The sequence below is a fragment of the Parachryseolinea silvisoli genome (genome assembly GCF_021190955.1).
GTDB classification, from domain to species: domain Bacteria; phylum Bacteroidota; class Bacteroidia; order Cytophagales; family Cyclobacteriaceae; genus Ohtaekwangia; species Ohtaekwangia silvisoli.
Genome location: NZ_JAIOAO010000002.1, coordinates 639,266 through 657,041, shown reverse-complemented (window position 1 = coordinate 657,041; position 17,776 = coordinate 639,266). Strand labels below are relative to the sequence as shown.

15 protein-coding genes are annotated in these 17,776 nt (G+C 47.5%); 3 read left to right on the top strand and 12 right to left on the bottom strand.

Annotated elements, in window-relative coordinates:
* Position 1: 1 nt before the first annotated feature.
* The 9 genes from K7P01_RS12560 to K7P01_RS12520 all read right to left on the bottom strand — a co-directional run bounded on the left by K7P01_RS12560 (position 2) and on the right by K7P01_RS12520 (position 11,916).
* Entirely contained in the window at positions 2-1,795 is a 1,794-nt protein-coding gene (locus K7P01_RS12560; protein WP_267293438.1) for a tetratricopeptide repeat protein, read from the bottom strand.
* Between the two features lie 366 nt (positions 1,796-2,161).
* Complete coding sequence (locus tag K7P01_RS12555) at positions 2,162-3,859, bottom strand: Ig-like domain-containing protein (protein ID WP_267293437.1); 1,698 nt, start codon at positions 3,857-3,859, stop codon at positions 2,162-2,164.
* Complete coding sequence (locus tag K7P01_RS12550; protein ID WP_267293435.1) at positions 3,856-4,740, bottom strand: class I SAM-dependent methyltransferase; 885 nt, start codon at positions 4,738-4,740, stop codon at positions 3,856-3,858. The genes K7P01_RS12555 and K7P01_RS12550 overlap by 4 nt, the downstream gene beginning before the upstream one ends.
* Complete coding sequence (mnmG, locus tag K7P01_RS12545; RefSeq protein WP_267295332.1) at positions 4,737-6,599, bottom strand: tRNA uridine-5-carboxymethylaminomethyl(34) synthesis enzyme MnmG; 1,863 nt, start codon at positions 6,597-6,599, stop codon at positions 4,737-4,739. The genes K7P01_RS12550 and mnmG overlap by 4 nt, the downstream gene beginning before the upstream one ends.
* A 248-nt stretch (positions 6,600-6,847) precedes the next feature.
* Entirely contained in the window at positions 6,848-7,273 is a 426-nt protein-coding gene (gene ybeY, locus K7P01_RS12540; protein WP_267293433.1) for an rRNA maturation RNase YbeY, read from the bottom strand.
* Positions 7,273-7,677, bottom strand: coding sequence for an ATP-binding protein (locus K7P01_RS12535; RefSeq protein ID WP_267293431.1), 405 nt, complete (start codon positions 7,675-7,677; stop codon positions 7,273-7,275). Before K7P01_RS12535 ends, ybeY begins: the two co-directional genes overlap by 1 nt.
* Positions 7,678-7,693: 16 nt before the next feature.
* Positions 7,694-11,122: a DUF4175 family protein gene (locus K7P01_RS12530; protein ID WP_267293429.1), complete on the bottom strand. Its 3,429-nt coding sequence runs from the start codon at positions 11,120-11,122 to the stop codon at positions 7,694-7,696.
* Positions 11,123-11,198: 76 nt separating this feature from the next.
* On the bottom strand, positions 11,199-11,582 hold the full coding sequence (locus K7P01_RS12525; RefSeq protein ID WP_267293427.1) for a hypothetical protein: 384 nt from the start codon (positions 11,580-11,582) through the stop codon (positions 11,199-11,201).
* Complete coding sequence (locus K7P01_RS12520; protein WP_267293425.1) at positions 11,575-11,916, bottom strand: carboxymuconolactone decarboxylase family protein; 342 nt, start codon at positions 11,914-11,916, stop codon at positions 11,575-11,577. Before K7P01_RS12520 ends, K7P01_RS12525 begins: the two co-directional genes overlap by 8 nt.
* A 64-nt stretch (positions 11,917-11,980) precedes the next feature.
* Between K7P01_RS12520 and K7P01_RS12515 the strand changes: the two genes are divergently transcribed.
* Positions 11,981-12,679, top strand: a complete 699-nt coding sequence (locus K7P01_RS12515; RefSeq protein WP_267293423.1) for a ComF family protein — start codon at positions 11,981-11,983, stop codon at positions 12,677-12,679.
* Between the two features lie 80 nt (positions 12,680-12,759).
* Here K7P01_RS12515 and K7P01_RS12510 read toward each other — a convergent pair whose 3' ends face one another.
* Positions 12,760-13,374, bottom strand: a complete 615-nt coding sequence (locus K7P01_RS12510) for a thioredoxin family protein (protein ID WP_267293421.1) — start codon at positions 13,372-13,374, stop codon at positions 12,760-12,762.
* A gap of 42 nt (positions 13,375-13,416) precedes the next feature.
* Entirely contained in the window at positions 13,417-13,887 is a 471-nt protein-coding gene (locus tag K7P01_RS12505) for a TlpA family protein disulfide reductase (RefSeq protein WP_267293419.1), read from the bottom strand.
* 368 nt (positions 13,888-14,255) lie between these two features.
* Here K7P01_RS12505 and K7P01_RS12500 point away from each other — a divergent pair, with 368 nt between their 5' ends.
* Positions 14,256-15,194 (top strand): NAD(P)H-dependent flavin oxidoreductase, encoded by a 939-nt coding sequence (locus tag K7P01_RS12500; protein ID WP_267293417.1) that lies wholly within the window; start codon positions 14,256-14,258, stop codon positions 15,192-15,194.
* A gap of 3 nt (positions 15,195-15,197) precedes the next feature.
* On the opposite strand, the gene K7P01_RS12495 is transcribed toward K7P01_RS12500, so the two are convergent.
* Entirely contained in the window at positions 15,198-15,491 is a 294-nt protein-coding gene (locus tag K7P01_RS12495; protein ID WP_267293415.1) for a hypothetical protein, read from the bottom strand.
* A 165-nt stretch (positions 15,492-15,656) separates the two neighbouring features.
* Here K7P01_RS12495 and recG point away from each other — a divergent pair, with 165 nt between their 5' ends.
* Positions 15,657-17,750: an ATP-dependent DNA helicase RecG gene (gene recG / locus K7P01_RS12490; RefSeq protein ID WP_267293413.1), complete on the top strand. Its 2,094-nt coding sequence runs from the start codon at positions 15,657-15,659 to the stop codon at positions 17,748-17,750.
* Positions 17,751-17,776: the final 26 nt, after the last annotated feature.

The following is a 17,776-nucleotide window of genomic DNA, read 5'->3' as shown; positions in this document are numbered from 1 at the left end:
ATCAAAGTTGTGGTTGCTCGGTGAAGTCACCACGCAATGCACGGTAGCGCTTGCGCGCCTCTGCAGCATAAACGCTCCCGGGATATTTGTTGAGGAAGTCCCGGTAGATTTCCATCGCTTTTTCTTTATTTTTTAGTTGACGCTCGTAGATATCGCCCTCCAAAAAATAAGCGTCGTCGGCAAGAATGTCTTCACCGAATTCCTGTTGAATTTTCTGAAGCAGGGCCAGCGCCGGTTCAAACTCACCCCGCTGCATATGGATGTTCGCTTCCAGCCAGTAGACATCGTCCAATATACCCTGGTTTGAAAAAGTTGTTCCCGAGGCAGAGACACCTTGTTTCAATTTGCCCAGTCGGCTCAAAGCATCATTCGTTTTATTTTGGTACAACAGTAGCTCGATCGATGCGTATTCTTTCAGCGCTTCACCCGCCGAGTCAAAAGCGATATTTTCTTTTATCCGCATGCTCAAGTCCAATGCGTCGTTTGCAATCTCACGGGTCGTAGCTTCTTTCAGGATATCGAGGTGCTCCTGGGCGAGCTTAAAATTTCCTTTGTAGTATGAGAGCTTTGCGTTCTTCAACTTTGCCTCGTAGCCAACGGGATTTTCCTTTTGCGTTTTTTCAACCTGCGAATACAACAGGCTCGACTCCCAGGGCTCACCCTTTAGCAAATAAATGTCACCGAGATCGAGTTTCGCTTTCGACTTGAGGTAAAGCGAAGTTCTGGGGTTCTTGATTAATGTTGTCAACACATGAACGGCAGAATCCTTTTGATCGAGATAGTTCGCAAAGAGTAACGCCTGACTGCGCGTGGCTTCCAACGCATTGGCGTTGTCGGGATATTGTTTTATAAATTTTTTGTAATCCGTGATCAGCGTGCGAACCGAGTCGACACTCACGGGGTAGATCTTTTTCAACTTTGCTTCGCGCGTACGAATTAGCCCCAACGTCGCGATGAGGTAGTTGGAGGTTCGCGGATATTCACGCGCCACGTAGCGATAGATCTTCGCGGCGTTCTCAAAATCTTCGTTGTCCACAGCGACCCGTGCCACCTCAATACATTTTTCGCCTTCACGTTTGTAGCGCTTGTCGTAGGCTCGCGCCTGGACGAAGGCTGCGTAAAAATTTTTTTGCTGGATCGTCACCCAAATGAGAAGATCCGAATAGACTTCGACATCCGGAAATTTCTGAACGCGATCATACAAGAGATTCTCAAGGCTTACCAACTCGTCGGGTTCTGTTAGCAACGCCTGCATAATATTTTTTACGTACTGAATGTTCGCGGAATTTTGGGTGACATAGTTTAGGTACTCGGTCACCATTTTATCGCGGTTGCCTTTCAAGCGATAGAGCATGGCCAGGTCCAGGCTAAAGAGGCTGGGGTTGCCCAACGCGTCGCGGCTTTCGGTCAGCGTTACGATACCGTAGTCGGCGAGCGAGCGCGACGAAAAATATTCTGCCATCATCTTGGCACGTGGCACCGCGGTTTTGTTTTCACTGATCAGTTCACGAAAATATCGATCGGCTTTGTTCAAATCACCGGACTTCACATAGACCAGGCCAACATCCAATTTGTATTGTAAATTTTCCGGATCTCTTTTCGACAATCTTTTCAGATATCCACTCGCCTCATCATACGCCCCCAGATCCAACAGCACGGTTAAATAATTGTTATAAACAAACGGCGTGTTGAAATCTTGTTTGGCCAGGTCGCGGTACAGCTCAGCCGCTTTTTTTTTGTCGCCCTTGAGCAGGTATTCGTTGGCTAACTGAATTTCCGATTGGTTCTGTCCCATGGACAAGAAGCTAAGCAGCACGAACATGGTTGTCCAGATCAGGCTGGGCCTTATTGTATTTATTATATTATATATATTATAGTTATTATTAGTGGTGTTCAATTGTGTACAAGTTTTGAGTTTCTGGGTCTGTGAATAGTATGTAGATATCTATTGGAGATCAATCTTCTCTAATTCAGGTACTTAATATAGTTATTAACATCCAGATTGTGTGTAGACAAGTGATGTGTGTATAAGGTTCAATGTGAATGGTTGTGGGTATCTTTCATGTTGTCCACGGAGAACGTAGACCGTGCGCCGTTTGTTGGCTTTTATCGACTTTTCCCGATAGAGCGTCTGGTTTATCCACAAGATGTCCGCGTGTTATCAATAGGTTATCAACAAAGGTCCGATCTCCCAATTTGCCTTCAGATTGATCGTAGGATTGTCTTTTTCGTTCAGATAATAGATCGTTGGCTCCGGTTCGGTCTTTCGGAAGAAGTTTCCGGGAGACCATTCGCCGTTGCCATCGTGGTCGATTATAAGCCTGATTTGGTATTCGGCAGGCATGACATCGTCGAAGATTGCGTTCTTGTTGTCGTGAATTACTCGAACGACATTATTGGATTTGTCGAGTAATTGGACGAAGAAATGTTCTTCTTTTGTTTGGATGTGCATGCTGATGACGCCTGTTTCTTCCAGGGTAATGGGTCGCAAGGTTTCTTCGGATGCTTTTGAGCTGTCGTTTTCAATACTGACAAAAGCAGCTGTTCCCAGGTAGAATCTGTTTTTGATGACTTTCTTAGGTTGTTGTTTAGCCGCGCCTTTCTCGGTTTGGGTAGGTTTTGCTTTTGGCTTTTCGGTTACTTTCGGTTCGATGATGAGTTTCGGGTCGAAATTCTTTTGAATGACTAGCCTGTTTCGAAGGGAATCCCATTGAATATCAGCTTTGGAAAAGGTAATGGTTTTGGTGGAGTCAATTTGATACAGGATGCTGTCGTAGTTGATTTCGAAGAGTGGCTTGTTGAATTGTATTTTACCGGTGATGAGTCCCTTGCGGGCAAACACTTTAAAGCCTTCACTCTTGGATGTGAACGCTTCTGGTTTCACTTCGCGGTCTGTGAATTTTGCAAAGAGAACGGTGTCAATGCGGTTGTAGACACTGTCGCGTCCCTGGAGTCTAATGCCGGTACTATCGGCCTTGTTGAAAGTATTGTAAATCCGAATGTTCGACTGGTCTTCTCCAAAGGATGAAAATAACCATGGGGTAGCCTCGGAGGAGAGTTTATAGGTGGCGAGATTTTTGGAGAGCTTAATGTTATAATAGGTGTTGTACGGTCTGGAGTTTGTGAGCTTAAGTGATCGCGTGTCAAGTTTGACGATGGGAATATCGATTTGTTTTTGGTTGCGTCGTAGCTCGATTGGGTCTGCGATAAAGCCGTACAGTTCGGTTTTGCTGTCGACAATTAAGTTTCTGTTTTTGTCATCGATGGCAAAGACATGGTATGTGCCTGGCTTTAGGTTTTCGATGGCGTACAGTCCGGTCTCATCGGTTTTGGTAAGGTAGACGGGAGCGTGTTTAAAGATGTTGAATGTGTCGCTTTCATATAACGCTACGGTTGCTTCTTTTACAGGGACCGGCCGTAATGGGTCGTAGATTAATCCCTGGATAATAAGTGAGTCGACATAAGGGCCTGTACTGATGGCAAGCTTTATATTCTTGGCCGGATTCTTTTCCGTGATATCTTGAATGGCGTCGCGGAAGTTGAAAGTATACGTGGTGCTGTCTTTCAGATCTGTGTCGAGAACAATATTTACCTGATTCTTTTTGACGGTGATCTTATATTTTTTTTGAATGTCAGGAGTAATGATGAGTTGCTCTTTCGGGTTATTCAGAAGGATCGGTTCATTGAACGTCAGCGTGAGCTCCTTGTCTTTGAAATTCGTTTGGTTGATGTACGGCACTGCCTTGACCAGCACGGGCGGGATTGTGTCCTTAGGACCCCCTGTCGGGGCAGTTTGGCGCGCACACGAGAGGAGAAAGAGGGCGTATAGGAGGAAGGGTAAGACTGTTCTGACGATCATTTTCTGACGATATAGATAAGACTTGAGTAATCGCCTGATTTTGAGGCTTTTACATTTGATTTGAAGCCATTGAAGGTTGCTTTGAGCATGCCTGTCAGCGACGACCGTTTGTTTTTGTATTTCTCGCTCAGCAGGCTGATATAAAAGGAGTCCAGCTTCATGGGGATTGTTCCCACGGCTTTCATTCCATTCTTTGTTATCAGTGCTTTCATTGTTTCACGTGAAAAATGCCAGAGGTGTCGCGGAGTATCATATCCTGCCCAGTGTTCTTTATAGTGCTGTCCATCCCAGCTGCTGTGGTTTGGTACTGCAATAAAGATTGTGCCATTTTCGGCAAGCTTGCTTTTTAGGAGGGATAGGGTTTGATCAAGATCGCTTACATGCTCGAGTACATGCCATAGTGTTATGACCGAGAAGTTCTCATCTGTGACAGACAGAAGAGATTCGTAGACTGGTGAGCCTGTGATTTTTTTCGCTTGCTCCCTTGCGGCTGGAGACGGTTCAACTCCGACTGTGGTCCAGGCGGCATTTCTACAGGCTGATAAGAACTCGCCTGTGCCACAGCCGTAGTCAAGAATCTTTCCGGGTGTTGTATTGCCTTGCTGAACAATCCGAAGTTTCCATTTAAGGGTGAAGCTCCGGGCGATCAGGTATGCTTTGTCAACCAGGGTTGTGCCTTTGTTGGAGTGAGAGATGTAGTCGTCCGAGAGGTAGTACTGATGTAGGTCCTTGTCAGAAGGCCTGGGCGTGGTGATACCAAGCTTGCAGGTCTGACATTGGCGGAGCTCGAATACTTCCTGGGATACGGTGTTGTCCTTGCTGGAGAGAAGATGCTGCAGATTTTGTCCGCCGCATACGGGACATATCTTGATGTCGATCATTTGCCCATGTATATGGTTAGTACAGAAATATCAGACGGAGAAACACCGCTGATGCGTGTCGCCTGTCCGAGGGTTTCGGGTTTAATTCGTTTCAGTTTTTCGCGGGCTTCCGAAGAGAGAGCCTTTACCCGATCGTAGTCAAAATCAGGTTTGATCCTGTATTCTTCCAGGCTGCCAATCTTCTCTGCGAGTTTTTGCTCGCGTTCGATGTAGCTCTCGTATTTAATATCGATCTCTGCTTCTTCTTGTACTTCGATGCTATAGTTGTCCAATAATTCCTTTAGTGCTGTACTTAACTGCCTCAGTTCAGGCATACCTATTTGCGGACGGCGTAACAGGTGTGCAGCGGTAACCTTTTCGCGTATAGCGGAAGTTTGGATATTTTCCAGACCTGTATTTATAGTGTCGGGTTCTACTTTAACTGTATTGAGCTCCTTCAGCAATTGTTCAATCGCGCTCTTCTTCCGGGTGAAAGAATCATATCGTTCCTGGGTGGCAAGGCCGATCTTATGACCAATCTCTGTCAAACGAAGGTCGGCGTTATCCTGGCGCAGAAGGATGCGGTACTCCGCCCTGGAAGTAAACATACGATACGGCTCTTGTGTGCCCTTATTGACAAGATCATCTATTAATACGCCGATATACGCCTCAGATCTTTTTAGAATCAAGGGCTCCCTTTCGTGCGCTATGTGGTGGGCATTGATTCCCGCCATTAACCCTTGACATGCGGCTTCTTCATAGCCGGTAGTGCCGTTGATCTGGCCGGCAAAGAATAGTCCTTCTATTAAATGAGTCTCCAGGCTCATTTTTAACTGTGTCGGTGGAAAGAAGTCGTATTCAATGGCATATCCCGGGCGGAACATCTTTGCGTTCTCGAAACCCGGAATCTTTCGTAGTGCCTGATATTGTATGTCTTCAGGCAAGGAAGTAGAGAAACCGTTAACATAGATTTCGACTGTATTCCAGCCCTCTGGCTCTACAAAGATCTGATGGCGATCTCTCTCGGCAAATCGATTGATCTTATCTTCTATGGACGGACAATAGCGAGGGCCTAAACCTTTAATGCGTCCCTGGAACATGGGCGATCGATCGAATCCCTTTTGGAGCTCCTTGTGAACATCATCGTTGGTGTAGGTAATCCAACAGCTGACTTGTTTACCCAAGGGCGTTGTATCTGAATAGGAGAACTTACCGGGCATCTCGTCACCAGGTTGCTCTTCCATCTTGGAATAGTCCAGACTTCTGCCGTCTATGCGAGGGGGAGTGCCGGTTTTCATTCTACCCGCTTCAAACCCCAGGCGTATGAGCTGTTCAGTGAGGCCAGTAGCAGATGTTTCCGCCGCACGTCCTCCCCCGAAGTTCTTTTCACCGATATGGATCTTTCCGTTCAGGAAGGTACCATTCGTGAGTACCACGGACTTTGATTTAATCTCCAGCCCTAAGGAAGTCTTCACTCCTATGGCTTTACCATCCTTTACCAGGATTTCTTTAACGGTTTCCTGCCAGAAGTCAAGGTTTGGAGTTCTTTCCAGCGCTAGCCGCCATTCTTCAGAGAATCTCATGCGATCATTCTGTGTACGAGGACTCCACATAGCTGGCCCCTTGGACCTATTCAACATTCTGAACTGAATGGCGGACTTGTCGGAGATAATGCCGGACATTCCCCCCAATGCATCGATCTCTCGCACAATCTGGCCTTTTGCTACACCGCCCATCGCCGGGTTACACGACATCTGGGCGATGGTGTTCATGTTCATCGTCACTAGTAATACCTTCGAGCCCATCATGGCTGCGGCATGTGCCGCTTCACAGCCGGCATGCCCCGCTCCTACTACTATGACGTCATACTCTGGAAACATCATCTATTCTTATTGTTTTATTCTACGTTCCACGTGGAACATCAAAGTTGCCCACAAAATCCATCCACATTTCCACATTTTGTTTCACGTGGAACATATATCGGGGATTCAGTGGTTTAGAACATGGTGTTCCACGTGGAACATGATGTTTGTGCTGACTCTGAGTGTCACCATCGTTTATCTATAATGTTCCACGTGGAACATTTTCTTTTATCTTAATTTCTGCGTTCTATGTTTCACGTGGAACATTAGATGCCTCGCAAAGATAGGTAGGTGTCTTCCTTCCCTCTCATCTGGGCCTTTGCCGCCTTACTCTTGTCTCCATAGCCTATCAGGTGCAAAACTCCATGAATAATCACCCTGTGTAGTTCTTCGTCAAATGGCCGCTCGAACTTCGTGGCATTCTCCTGGATCCGCTCTATGCTAATGAAAATATCACCTTCAATAGTTCCCGGCGTTTCGCTGCTATCGAAGGTGATGATGTCTGTGTAGGTGTGGTGGTCCAAGTACTCCATGTTTATCTGTAACAGGTACTCGTCCGTACAAAAGATGAAGTTCAGATCGCCCAGGGTCTTCTTTTCGGTCTTTAGGGCGGATTTGATCCAGGAGGATGTCTTGCGTGGGTGCGGAAGCTTAAATTCTGTTTCTTCTGAAAAGAAGCGGATAGAGGCCATCAGGAGTTCACGTAAAAGCTCAGTTCAACGATTCTTCCCTCTTCTTTGAAGTCTACTTCGTCAGAAAGATGCTTCATCAGGAAGATCCCACGGCCACCGGGCTTTTCTATGTTCTCGGGGGCAGTAGGGTCTGGCAGATTCTGATAATCAAAGCCCACTCCTTCGTCCTTTACTACGAACCGGATCATGCTCTCATCCAGGGAAAGGCTCAGATGCACATTCTTGGTTTTGTCGCTGGCGTTGCCATGCTTTATGGCATTGTTCACCGCTTCTGTTACGGCAATCATGATATTACCATAAATATCATCGTCGAGATGAAAGCGTTCTTTGGCATTGTCAATGAAGCTCTCAATCATACGGATGTTCTCTACGATAGACGGGACCTGGATACTAATGGTGTTCATGTGCTCTATAGCCTTGTTATTGGTTTCCGATTCTTTTAAAGTATTCGTTTACTTCTTTCTTATAGTAAGGGTAAAGCTTCGGTGGAACTGTTTTCAGCAATTCTACCTCTTTTTCCTTGAGACGCAAATATTCTTCAAATGCCTTGGGAATTTCTTTGTCGTAATCCTTCGCCGTCTCCCCTTTTCGCTCTTCCTCCATGTCTTGCTCACGCATAGACTTCTCTGTTTCCAATAAACGGGTAAGGATATCCTGCTGACGCTTGATCATCTGGTCTGTCAGTTGTTTATTCACCAGCTCCATCTCCGTCTGCTCCATCTTCGCCGGTAAATCACCTCCCGGTGTCTTCCCGCCTTCTTTCATCTTGTCCTGCATCTCCTGCAAGGCTTTTCGGATCCGTTCCTGTTCGGCAGCCATCTCCGCCAGTTCTTCTGATAGCTGACGGCCAGATTTACCACTCCCCTTCAATTCCTGGATCTTTTGATTTAGCTGTTGCTGCATTTGACTAACGCTGGGCTTCTGTCCCTTCTTGTTAGAAGGCTTGGAGGATGGCTTTGCATTGGCCATCATCTGCATCATCATATCGAAGTGAGAATCCAGCATCAATGCCAGATTGTTGATCGACGTCATACTTTGCTGCATCTCACTGGCCGCCTGCGGGCGTTTACGCTCGCGGTTGGCCGCAATAACCTTGTCCAGGTGGTCATTCAGCTCACCAATCTCTTTCGTAACAATCGAACCCATAAACGCATCACGTTTACCAATGGCCAGCAAACTATCCTCCAATACTCGTGCATCGTCTTTCAGTTTCATTTGCTGTTGAGCCAGACCATTAAAGCGCGGATCGCTTTGATTCAGCTCATGGAAGTTCTTCATCAGATTTTCCTGATCAAACGAAAGCTTTACCAGCCCGTGAATGATCTGGCGCAGGGACTCAATGTTCTGCATATCCATTTCCATACCCATGGAGCTTTGCGCGCCTTCCATTTGCTGCTGCATCTGCTTCATTTGTTGAATGGACTTCTGTTGCTTAGGCTTAGCCTTGGAGGGCTGGTTCTGCTTCAGCATTTCCTTGCTTTGCTCTTGCTCCTGCTCTACTTTGTCGGCATCCTCTTTGGAAGGAAGCTTATCACCTTTGTCCAGCTCGTCTCCCAACTTTTTGAGCTCTTCCATTTTATCAGATGACTTTTGGAATTCCTCCTGAAGCTTCTCTTGCTCTTCCGCTAACTTCTGGTTTTCACTCTTTTGATCCTCGGCACCCTGCTGACCATCTTTTTGTTGTTCATCAGGCTTCTTGCCCTGTTCATCTTGCTTGCCGTCTTTGTTGTCACCCTTCTTGTCTTTATCGCCCTTAGAATCTTTGTTGTCGCCTTTCTCATTGTCTTTGTTTTTCTCCAGCGACTCAGTTTTTTCCAGGAGCTCCTCCTGTTTCTCAATCTGCTTTTTGATGTCCTCGATGGACTGATCCAGCTTGTAATCAAACTGCAACTGCTTAAAGAGCTCAAGGGTGCGCTCCAATTCCTTTTCCAGATTATCCGTCTTCTGGTTGAGCTTATCCATCAACTTCTGCAGTTGCGTGGCGTCGGAGTTTTCTTTCAAAAGTTTCTGTAGTTCCTCAAACAGCTTTTTCGTCTCTTCATCCAGCAGCTCGTCCATCAACTTCTGAATCTGCTGGGCCTTCTCGCGAATGCGCTCATCTTGTTCAGTAAAGGCATCTTTCTTTTGCTCTAACAGTTTGTTCTGTTCTTTGAGCTCCTCCAGCATCATGTCCAGACTTTGCTTCTGCTGTACAATGTCCTCCAGCATTTTCTTGTCCTGCCAATCCATGTTCTGCTTCCCTTTCAACTTCTGGTTGGCTTGCTCAATTTGATCCTGAAGTTTTTGAGCCTTTGTGCTGCTCTGTGAAAGCTTCTGTTCTGTCTGATTTTGCGAGCGCACAATTTCGTTCGCCAGATTCTCCTGCGAGGGAAGCATGAACGAATAGGTTGTCGACTTCGTGGACTTCCGTCCGTTCACGCCGTCGTTGTCCCACACCTGTAAATAATATTCTAACTGCTCACCCGGATGTAACTTCAGTGAGTCCACCGGCCAGTTGTAAAAGAAGCTTTGCTGTGATTGGTTGCGCGTGATCGGAATGTTTATGGTACGCGACAATACTTCTTTCTGATTTTCATTTCGCACGCGGAATGTCAACGCCAGTTGGCTCAGCCCATAATCATCAGAAATTGTACCGCCCAACACGACGCGCTGGTAGAGCACCGAATCTTTAAAATTGTTCACCGTGATCTGTGGATACTGATCTTTGATCACATCTACCCGGTAAGAAATTTTTTCTTTATTCCGGCTCTCGGCGTTGTTCAGGTTGATCTCATATCCATCGGGATCACGAAATTCCTTCTGATATGTAAATAATTGATTGTCAGATTGTTGTATATCCTGCGGTGTTTTATCGGACGTAAACACAATGCTTGCGTTCGCGGTGTTCGCTGCTTGCAGCTCCCACCGTACACGCGTGCCTTCGGGTATTTCCAGGTTGCCCGTATTCACGAGCTTTTCATTTTGACGCTGCAGATAACGTGGGTATTCCAGTGCCACCGAAAATTGTGTGAGCTCCGGTCGGCTGATCAGTGTCACGTGAAACATATCCGAAAAGAATCCGGCAGCTTCCACTTGAAAATCCATGGCCTCTTGTACGCTCTCAAAGGTATAGGCAAAATTGCCGCCACTGAGGTTTTCAAACTTCAGGCGATTTTTACCGAGCAGCAGGTACGCATCTTGCGGAACCGCCTGGCCCTGCAGTTGCAGGTTTAACGTAAACGGTTCATTGTAATATGCCTGAAGCGACTGCGCATTGACCACAAATTGAAACGGAGCCTCCGGCGAATAGTGCCGGTTAAAGTGAACAATCCGGTCGGCGCTGCGGGTAAGAATGCTGTGGTTAAAAATGGCGATGGCCAGGATCACAAATACCGGAATGAATAAATACCGCAGGTATTTTCGGTTCTCGCGTAGATCGATGAAATGTTCAAACTGTACAGGCGCCAGGTCTTGAGAACGTTGGCGAATACTGGCGGCCGCGAGAGCCGAGCCGCTTTCAAGCGAGGAAAGTTGAATGAGGTTAACTAAACGATCTTTTTCGCTCGGCAGATAATTGCCAATGATCCGCGCGCTTTGTTCTTCGTCAAGACCCTTTCGGGTGATCCACCAGCGCAGCGGATCTTTCAGAAACCGGTAAACACAATAACTGGCTACGCCCAGAAAAGTGAAGAATATCACAAACCGGGCCCACGGCCCCAGCCAGAACATATACTCCACCACGGCGGCCAGTAGAAAATACGAAAACAGAATCGCCAGGGAGAGAATTGCTCCCCGGAGAAAAATGTTGAGATAGTACTTCCTTTTGAAGGACTTAATCTTTTCGTGGATCTGCTCAATACCTGTTCCCATCTCGATGCTCGGTTATATAAACAAACGCAGTAACGTATTCCAAAGTTGAGGAAGGTCTAAGATACGGGCTTCACTTCTACAAAGTCAATCCGCTGCCCGGCGGGGCGACCCACTCAAATTCCTTTTCAAAGTATTCTATCACCAGCATTTTCAGCAACTTCTCCTGCTCCAGCAGGTCGAAGTGCGGCAGCTTCTTGATCAGTTTCCAATGTGGCCAGCCGTCTTTGTCCGCTCCTTCCAGCACATAATACCCGGCATAGCTCAGCACTTTGCAAATGCCAATGTGCATCAGGTCCTGTTTTTCTTCCTTGCTAAAGGTTGCCTGGCCACGCCCCAGTTCCTGAACGCCGATCAGAAACAGGAAGCTATTCAGGTCTTTCGGCTTTTTGCCAATCATCGTTTCAACCGTCGCGAGCAGGGATGCCCAGGTACGATCCAGTTCCAGGTCGCGCTTAAACATTTTGCAGCTCCTCCCAAAATTCAAATGCGCGCCGCAGGTGCGGAATAACAATCGTCCCACCGACTAGCGTCGCGACGCCCATGGCCTCGTGCACTTCCGATGTGGTGAAACCCACTTCTTTACATTTACCCAGGTGATATTTCACGCAGTCGTCGCAGCGGAGGACCAATGAACAGGTTAAACCGATCAGTTCTTTCGACTTCACGTCCAAGTGGCCTTCCGCATAGGCGTTCGTATCGAGGTTAAAAATTCTCTTAATGATCAGGCTGTCGGAGTCCATGATCTTCTCATTCATTTTGCTCCGGTACGAATTAAAATCCTCGACGAGTCCCATAAAGTATTTTATTGATAATATTTTTTATTTTACAACACTGTTGTTGGCAAATATATTTCTAAAAATGGCGAATTCTCTCGAGTCTATCTTTTCCGATTTTGTTTCGCTCTTCTTTCCGCGTCTTTGTGCAGCCTGCACCCACCCACGGGTCAAAGGCGAACCCATTATTTGCTCGGCGTGCCTGCTCGAGTTACCGTACACAGACCATCACCTGGACCCTAAAAACTTGTTGTACCAACGCCTTTCGGGCTTTATGCCGATACACGCAGCACAGGCGCTTTTGAAGTTTTCCAAAGACAGCCGTGTGCAGCGATTGTTATATGCACTCAAGTACGGCCACCAGCCTGACGTCGGAAATGCGCTCGGGGAATTATACGGCGCGCGACTTTTGCAAACCGACCAGGCCGCATCGGTTGATCTGATCGTACCCATTCCGCTTCATCCCAGTCGACAACGAAAGCGCGGGTACAATCAAAGCGCCTGTTTTGCCGCCGGACTGGCATCAGCCTTACACATTCCGTATTCCGAAAAAGCGGTCGTGCGCACGATCAAGACAATAACCCAAACACGCAAAACGCGGCTGGAACGATGGGAAAACGTACAAAATGTATTTCGTGTAAATGTTTCACGTGAAATCGCCGGCAGAAATCTGCTGCTGGTAGACGATGTCGTCACCACCGGCGCCACCCTGGAAGCATGCGTTCGGGCTCTGACCGATGCGGGTTGTGGCCAAATCCGCATTGCCTGTATTGCAGCAGCCTGACAAAACACAACGCAGGTAAAAAAAAAGGCCTCCCGGTTCTATGTACACCGGCAGGCCTGTCTTAATCGAAGTATGAATAATTATACATTCTTCCACTTGATACCGCAGCCAATGGCTTTGGTTCGTTCGGTCGGTACGGGTTTGTTGGCTAACAGCGCTTGAATGGCCTCTTCCACATATTTTTTTTCTGCAGCTTCGGCGTCGCGGCTGTTGTTGTCGATCGCCCCGATATAGGCCACTTTAAAATCGTTGCCTTCTTTCTTAAGGACAAATACGTGTGGCGTGTTGGAGGCGCCGAAAGCCCGGGCTACTTCTTGCGACTCGTCTACCAAATACGGAAAGTCATATTTCTCACGTTTGGACAGCGCCACCATGTTGTCGAAGGAATCACCCGGCGAAAGCTCCGGACTATTGGCATTGATCGCCACCAGTGGAAACCCCTGCACCGCGTATTTCTTATTCAATGCCTGAATCCGGTCATTATAAGCTTTTGAAAACGGACAGGTGTTGCAGTCAAACACCACAATTAGTCCCTTACCCGACTGATAGTCTGATAAGGACACCATCTTGCCATCTACATTCTTGAGTTTGAACGTAGCCACCGTATCTCCTACCTGGTAGCCCGGGGGGCGGCCTGCGAAAAAGATCAGCAGGGAGAATGCCGCCAGTGTCGATGCAATACTGTGTATTTTCATATAGGAAGACTGTTATGGGTTGTTATCAATACATTTTTAAAATTACTGTACCGAGGCGATGAGCTCCTGAAGTTCGCCATCCGCTAACTCGCGTTCAACAAATTTTCTGCGACCGGTACGGGTATTAACAATTAGCGTTGCCGGAATCGCCCCTTGCCACGACGCGTCGACTTTGTCAATCCAGGTGTTGTAGTCAATCTCGTCCAACAGCACCGTTTCCGACTTAATACTTTTCCGGGTCATAAAGGCGTTCACCTTTTCAATCTTGTCTGCAAAGTCCAGGTTCACCAACGTCACTTTGACACCGGGTGTTTCGGCTCCTAACTTTTCAAACAACGGCAGCTCTTTCACACAGGGTGCACACCAGGTCGCCCAGAAGTTAATGACTTGCACCTCGTCGGTTTGGGTCTTTAAGATCTTTTCGATGCGATCAAACTTCACGACCGTGGCGGTCTGTGCTTGTACCGAGCAATATGACGCAGACAGGAGCAAAAAGGCAACTATTTTTTTCATGGTGTAAAAAACGTTTGGAAAACCGGGATGTTCAAAACCCCGGCCAGAATGTTTATAACGCTTGATGAAAAGCTTTCATTTATGACCCTGAAAAACCTTAAAATTCAGGTAGTTATAATAGCCTTGAAAAAAGCAACAAAAGAATTCCACATTTTAAACCTTTTATCCACATTACCATTATGTTTCCTCTCATCGTAATGATAATCAGCAAGTTAAACCCAAATCAGACCGTCTCAAATTTGTGGACAACTTTAGAGGCCCAAAAAAGGGCCTTTTTTTCGACTAAGAAACAGCCCTAAAAAAGTGCATAAATCTTTGCACAAATTGGGGACAGAAAATGAACCGGATTAACTATTTTTTCAACTAGTATGAACCAGCGAATTCAACAACTTTTCAAGATCGAGATTCCCATTGTTCAAGCCGGCATGGTGTGGTGCAGCGGCTGGCGGCTGGCCTCGGCCGTGAGCAATGCCGGCGGTCTGGGTCTGATCGGCGCCGGTTCCATGCACCCGCAAGTGCTTCGCGAACACATTCAAAAGTGTAAAGTGGCCACCACCAAACCGTTTGGGGTAAACGTGCCGTTGCTGTATCCGGAGATCGATCTGCTGATGAACATCATTGTCGAAGAGCAGGTGCCAATTGTCTTTACGTCAGCCGGCAACCCCGGCACATGGACTGGCTTTCTGAAACAAGCCGGCATTACAGTGGTACACGTAGTGTCAAGTGTCAAGTTTGCACGAAAGGCAGTGCAGGCTGGCGCCGATGCAATTGTTGCCGAAGGCTTCGAGGCCGGCGGCCACAATGGTCGTGAAGAGACCACTACGTTGGTATTGATTCCCATGGTGCGCGATGCTATCACTGTACCCCTGCTGGCCGCGGGCGGCATTGCCGGTGGTCGTGCGATGTTGGCGTGCGAAGCATTGGGTGCCGATGGCTTTCAGGTTGGCAGTCGCTTTGCCGTCAGTGAAGAGTCTTCTGCTCATGAACGGTTTAAACAACGTGTCACCACATCGACAGAAGGTGAAACGGTGCTGATTTTAAAACAGCTGGCGCCGGTGCGCCTGATTCGCAATAAGTTTTCAGATGAAGTGCAAGCCGCCGAGCGGCAAGGTGCGAGTGTGCAAGAACTCAGCACACTGTTAGGGAAGCGCCGGGCTCGCCTCGGTATATTTGAAGGAGACCTCGACGCGGGTGAATTAGAGATCGGCCAGGTAGCGGGTGCCCTTCGCCAGGTTCAGCCGGCGGCAGATATACTGCATGACATGTGGCAGGAGTATCAGGAGCTGCGCAAGCGCTTACACTCCTAACAGTCATTCGTTGTGTTGAAGTGACACCGCTGTATCTTCTTCGACCAAGGGGGCAATATGCTGCCTTACCTTAGAAGCTTTCTCTACAAACGGTTGTGTGCCGGGACGATACACGGTGTGATACCATGCTTCGTAATCTCTATACTGAATACAACCGGAGAGAATCTTTCCATCCTTGAGAATCTTGATAAAAGCATCCTCTTCAAACGTTTTCAGAATGCTGTTGGACTGTTCAGACGGGAGTTGATTTACCTCTACGTACTGAATGCCTTTAAAGATTTTCGAATCAATTTTCATAAATCCCTCTTCGCTTTTTTCGCATCCCCTCTTTCGCGCTTCTTGATAAAACTAAACATCGGTTTGTAACCAGATTAAGTGTTACAAAGCCCTCTAACGCAGAAAAAGATTATACGTTGTTGATAAATTGTTATTTTGAAACGTTTTCTTCGAGCAATTCCCCGAATGGCCTCTTTTTTTGAAACTCCCATTGAATATCTAAAAGGCGTAGGCCCACAACGTTCATCGTTGCTTAACAAAGAATTAAACATTTTTACATTCGGCGACTTGATCCAATACTACCCGTTTCGGCATGAGGACCGTGTAAAAATTTATGCCATAAGTGACATTTATGATGAGATGCCGTATGTACAGATCAAAGGTACACTGCTTCGTAAAGAAATTATAGGGGTAGGCTTCAAAAAAAGATTGGTGGCCCATATCAGTGATGGAACCGATGAACTGGAGCTTGTATGGTTTAAAGGTATAGCCTGGGTGCAGGATAAAATCAAACCGGGTGTACAGTATGTTGTATTTGGCAAACCTACACGTTATGGAAGTAAATTCAACATAGCGCATCCGGAGATAGAGTTGCTCACCTCAAAGAATGAGAAGGGTGGTACCCTACATCCGGTATATTCCCTAACCGAAACACTAAAGAACCGGCATGTAGACAGTAAGGCCATCGCCAAACTGATGCAGGAATTGTTAGTCAAAGCAGTCGACCATATACGTGAAACACTACCTGGCAGTGTCACCGACAAGTACCAGTTGATCTCCAAAAAGGACGCACTACAGTATAAACATTTTCCTCAAACAGCCGACCAGCTGGCACAAGCCCAACAGCGACTCAAGTTCGAAGAGCTCTTTTATATTCAGCTTAGGCTCCTGAAAATGAAGGTAGTACGACAGGAAAAGTTCCGTGGTCAGGTGTTTCAAGACGCCCGCCTGCTGACGGCCTTTTACAACGACCACCTGCCGTTTACCCTAACCGATGCCCAGAAGAAAGTCATCCGGGAGATATATACCGACCTGAAGTCGGGCAAGCAGATGAACCGCTTACTCCAGGGCGACGTCGGTAGTGGTAAAACCATTGTGGCCTTCATTTGCATGTTGGTCATTCTGGCCGGCAACGCACAGGCTGCCCTCATGGCCCCGACCGAGATTCTGGCCCAACAACACTACAAGAACCTGAAGCGCTATGCCGACAGTATGCACCTACCCATTGCGTTGCTTACCGGATCCACCAAAAAGTCCGAACGAAAAGTAATTCACGAAGGACTGTTATCGGGGGAGTTGAAGATACTTATTGGCACCCATGCCCTGCTCGAAGAAGTGGTGCAATTCAACAACCTGGGCCTCTCTATCATTGACGAACAACATCGTTTCGGGGTCGCCCAGCGTTCAAAATTGTGGCAAAAAAATGTGGATATGTATCCCCATATATTGGTCATGACGGCGACTCCCATCCCCAGAACACTGGCGATGACACTTTATGGAGACCTCGATATTTCAACGATCGACCAGCTGCCTGCCGGCCGGAAACCTATCAAAACGCTACACAAATATGATGCCCATCGACTGCAGGTCAATGAATTCCTTCGGAAGGAGATTGCACTGGGCCGACAGGTGTATATGGTTTACCCACTCATCGACGAGTCCGAAAAGCTGGACCTTAAACATCTTATGGACGGATATGAAAGTGTCTGCCGTGCATTTCCGGATATTGCTGTCAGCATTTTGCACGGCAAAATGAAGCCAGAGGCCAAAGACTACGAAATGGCCCGTTTTATAAAAGCCGAAACCAAGATCATGGTGGCAACCACGGTGATCGAGGTGGGGGTCGACGTTCCAAACGCTTCAGTGATGGTAATTGAAAACGCCGAGCGCTTTGGCCTTTCGCAATTGCACCAGCTGCGCGGCCGGGTTGGCCGGGGAGGTGAGCAATCGTATTGCATTCTAATGACAAACAACAAGCTGGGCGCAGATTCCAAAACGCGCATCGAGACCATGGTGCGCACGACCAATGGCTTTGACATTGCTGAAACCGACCTGAAGCTGCGCGGCCCTGGCGACCTGATGGGCACCCAACAAAGTGGCGCGCTCGACCTGCTCGTGGCCGACCTTTCTACGGACGGCGCCATTTTACAAGAGGCCCGCGAGCTCGCGAAAGAAATTCTGAAAGATGACCCCGAGCTCGAAAAGCCGGAAAACAAACTCATCCGCACGCAAATTGACTCCATGCGAAAAACAGGCGTCAACTGGAGTCGCATCAGCTAATCCACTGCGGTCTACATAACAAAAAG